The 3,686-nt window shown below is 74.9% G+C and carries 3 protein-coding genes; all 3 read right to left on the bottom strand.

The features are described from left to right. The coding region (locus AE652_RS37540) for a bifunctional 3-(3-hydroxy-phenyl)propionate/3-hydroxycinnamic acid hydroxylase (protein ID WP_049659755.1) at positions 1-1,239 on the bottom strand (1,239 nt) is incomplete at its 3' end. Further along, positions 1,236-2,024 (bottom strand): arylamine N-acetyltransferase, encoded by a 789-nt coding sequence (locus AE652_RS37535; RefSeq protein ID WP_049659759.1) that lies wholly within the window; start codon positions 2,022-2,024, stop codon positions 1,236-1,238. The genes AE652_RS37540 and AE652_RS37535, both read right to left, overlap by 4 nt. A gap of 5 nt (positions 2,025-2,029) precedes the next feature. Further along, positions 2,030-3,686, bottom strand: a 1,657-nt coding sequence (locus AE652_RS37530; protein WP_159028673.1) for an acyltransferase domain-containing protein, incomplete at its 5' end; no start/stop codon positions are given.

Raw genomic sequence — 3,686 nt, 5'->3', positions numbered from 1 at the left:
CGTGAGCGGCTGGACCGGGGTGCGCGGCCTGGCCGCGCCGACCTCCGCGCCGCGCCGGGCGCGCTCCTGGGCGGCCAGCATGACGGTGTCGCGGTCGCGGGCCGCGGCCGGGTCGGTCTGGCAGATGACCCGGCCCAGGTCCATCGACATGGTGAGCGCGTGCCGCACGTGTTCGCGCCGCTCGGCGGTGTAGCTGTCGAGCAGCCCTTCGCCGGCCCGGCCGGTGAGCACCAGGTCCAGCTTCCAGGCGAGGTTGGCGGCGTCCCGGAGGCCCGAGCACATGCCCTGCCCGGCGAACGGCGGCATCAGGTGGGCGGCGTCCCCGGCGATCAGCACCCGGCCGCGCCGCCACTGGTCCGCGTAGCGCGCCTGGAAGGTGTAGACGGCGTGCCGCAGCAGGGTGGCGTTGCCGGGGTCGATGTCGAACAGCGAGAGCAGCTTCCAGACGTTGGCCTCGCCGCCGAACTCCTCGGGCGACTCGTGGTCGAGCCGCATGAACTCCCAGCGCCGGTGGCCCGGCCCGGCGGAGACGGCGGTGCGCGGCCGGGCCGGGTCGCAGACCTGGAGGTTGTTGGGGACGAACTCCCGGCCGTCGTGCGGGACGACGTCGCAGGTCAGCCAGTCGTTGAAGAACGCGAAGTCGGTGGCGGTCAGCCCGGCCTCCTCGCGCACCACGCTGTTGGCGCCGTCGCAGCCGATCACCCAGCGGGCGGTGAGCGGGCCGCCCGACGGGCCGGTCCGCGGTCCTTCGACCGTGAGGGTGACCGCGTCGCCGCGGTCGGCGAGCGCCGTCACCCGGTGGCCGCGCAGGACGCGCAGGGTGGGAAACCGCTCGCCGTGGGCGGCCAGCGCGGCCTCCAGGCCCGGCTGGTAGACGGCGCTGGAGTCGGGCCAGCCGGAGCGGCCGGCGTCCTCGACGTCCACCCGGAAGAGGGTCTGCCCGTCGGCGTTGTGCCAGACGTAGTCCCGGGAGGACTCGACGTGCTCGTCCAGGGCCGCGCCCACGCCGGTGGCGGCGAGGATGCGGGCGGACTCGCCGTCGAAGGAGACCGCCCGCGGCATCGGGTACGGCCGGGGGAAGCGCTCCAGGACGGTGACCCGGTGGCCGCGGGCGGCCAGCAGCAGGGCGGCGGTCTGGCCGACCGGCCCGTAGCCGACGATCGCGACGTCGGCGTCGAAGCCGTCGCCGTTGCCCACGGCGGCGGTGGCGGCGGTCTTGGTGTGGACGGGGGTGCTCATGCGGTGGCCGCGTCCTTCCGCAGGATCTCGGCGAGCACCCGGGCGTGCTCCTCCGGGTCGGCGAGGCCGCGCAGCCGCTCGGTGCCGTCCTCGACGACGACCAGGCGGGTGCCGATCAGGATCCGCTGGCCGCCCTCGAAGGCCCGGCCGCGCACCACGATGCCGGAGCCGGCCAGGGCCCGGGCGAACCGGTCCAGCTCCGGCGAGGGGACCAGCCAGTCCGCGAAGGCGCGCGGCCGCGCGTGGAACCGGTAGACGGCGCGCCAGTCGCCGACCCGGCCCCGGCGCTGCACCACGTGGTGGCCGGTGTCCGCGCGCACGACGCGGAAGTCGGTGCCGAACTGCGGCTGCACCTCGTCTGGCACCACCCGCAGCGGCTCCAGGTAGGACGGGCCGACGAAGCCGACGTCGACCAGCCAGAGCTCGCCGTCCAGCCGGACGAAGCCGAGGACGTGCTCCAGGTCCGGCCCGAAGCTGTCGTCCACCTGGCGGATCCCGGCCGAGAACAGCCCGGTCTCGTAGCCGAGTTCGCGCAGCAGCGCGAGGAAGAGCCCGTTCAGTTCGTAGCAGACGCCGCCCCGGCCGCCGAGCACGACGGCGTCGAACACGGCGTCGACGTCGATGTCGACGCCCGCCCACAGGGCCTCGCCGCGGGCGGTGTTGAGCGAGGAGTCGTACGGGATGGCGATCAGGTGGCGCCGGTGCAGCTCGCGCAGGGTGTCGGCGGTGGGGTCGAGCGGGCCGTCGTAGTCGAGGGCCTTGAGGTAGGCGGCGGTGTCGAACACGGCGGTCACTTCCCTTCGGTCCGCTGCTCGGCGGGCACGGTCTCGGAGGCTTCGGTGTCGGTCAGTCCGGTCTCGCCGGAGCCGGTCTCGTCGAGCAGGGAGAGGAGGTGGCCGGCGATCCGCTCCGGGGTGGGCTGGTCGAAGGCGAGCAGGGCGGGCAGTTCGAGCCCGGTGACGTTCTGGAGGCGGTTGCGCAGCTCGACGGCGGTCAGCGAGACGAAGCCGATGTCGAAGAAGACGGCGTCCGCCCCGATCTCGTCGGTGCCCTCGTGCCCGAGGACGACCGCGACCTCCGTGCGGACCACGTCGACCAGCACGGCCAGGCGCTCCCCCGGGTCGGCGTCCGCCAGCCGGCGGGCGAGGACGGCGCCGGGCGCCTCCTCGGTGGTGGTGTCGGGCTCGGTCTCGGTGGCCATCGGGGAATCTCCTGCGGGGGTGGTCGTCACGGGCACCGACTCCAGCCAGTAGTGCCGGTGTTGGAAGGGGTAGGTCGGAAGCTCGGAGGCGGGGAGGGTGCCGGCGCCCGCGTAGGAGGCCGACCAGTCGACCTCGACGCCGCGGACGTGCAGCGCGGCGGCCGAGAGCAGGACGCGGTCCCAGCCGCCCTCGTCGCGCCGCAGGGTCCCGGTGACGGCCGCCTCGCGCACGGAGGCCGCCTCCAGGGCCTCGACGATGCCGTGGGCGAGTACGGGGTGGGCGCTGACCTCGACGAACGCCCGGTACTCGGCGGCGGCGAGGGTGTCGACGGCCTCGGCGAAGCGGACGGTCTGCCGCAGGTTGCGGTACCAGTACCCGGCGTCCAGCTCCGGGCCCTCCAGCCAGCGGCTCTCGACGGTGGAGAGGAAGGGGATCGCGGCGGGCTGGGGCTTCACCGAGCCCAGCAGCTCCGCGAGTTCGGCCTCGATGGACTCCACGTGCGAGGTGTGCGAGGCGTAGTCCACCGGGATCCGGCGGACCCGCACGCCCTGCTCCTCGTACCCGGTCACCAGGGTGTCGAGCGCGGCCGGGTCACCGGCGACGACCACCGAGGACGGACCGTTCACGGCCGCGACTTCCACGCCGTCCGGCAGCGCGCTCGCCACCCGCTCCCGGGGAAGGCCGACCGAGACCATGCCGCCCCGGCCCGCCAGACCCCGCGCGATGGCCTGCGACCGCAGCGCGACCACGGCCGCCGCGTCGTCCAGGGAGAGGATGCCGGCGACGTGCGCCGCCGCGATCTCGCCCTGGGAGTGGCCGACCACCGCGTCCGGCACCACGCCCAGCGACGCCCAGAGGCGCGCCAGGCCGACGTTCACCGCGAACGACACCGGCTGCACCACATCCACCCGCTCCAGCGAAGCGGCACCCGGCACCTGGTTCACCACATCCAGCAACGACCAGTCGACATAGGACGTCAGGGCCTTGTCGACCTCGCCGAGCGCCTCCGCGAAGACCGCGGACTCGGCGAGCAGCCGACGACCCATCCCCGCCCACTGGGAACCCTGGCCCGGGAAGACGAAGACGGTCTGCCCGGCGACGTCCGCCGTGCCGGTGACCAGGGCGGGCGAGGCGGCGTCGCCCGCGAGCGCGGCCAGGCCGGTGCGGTGACCGTCGAGCGCGTCGGCCACCACGACGGCGCGGTGCGCCAGCAGGGTCCGGGCCTCGGCCAGTGTCCGGGCCGCG

The organism is Kitasatospora sp. MY 5-36 (assembly GCF_001182915.1).
Taxonomy (GTDB): Bacteria; Actinomycetota; Actinomycetes; order Streptomycetales; family Streptomycetaceae; genus Kitasatospora.
Note: the sequence above shows the minus strand (reverse complement) of the source record. Positions and strands in the feature narration are given on the sequence as shown.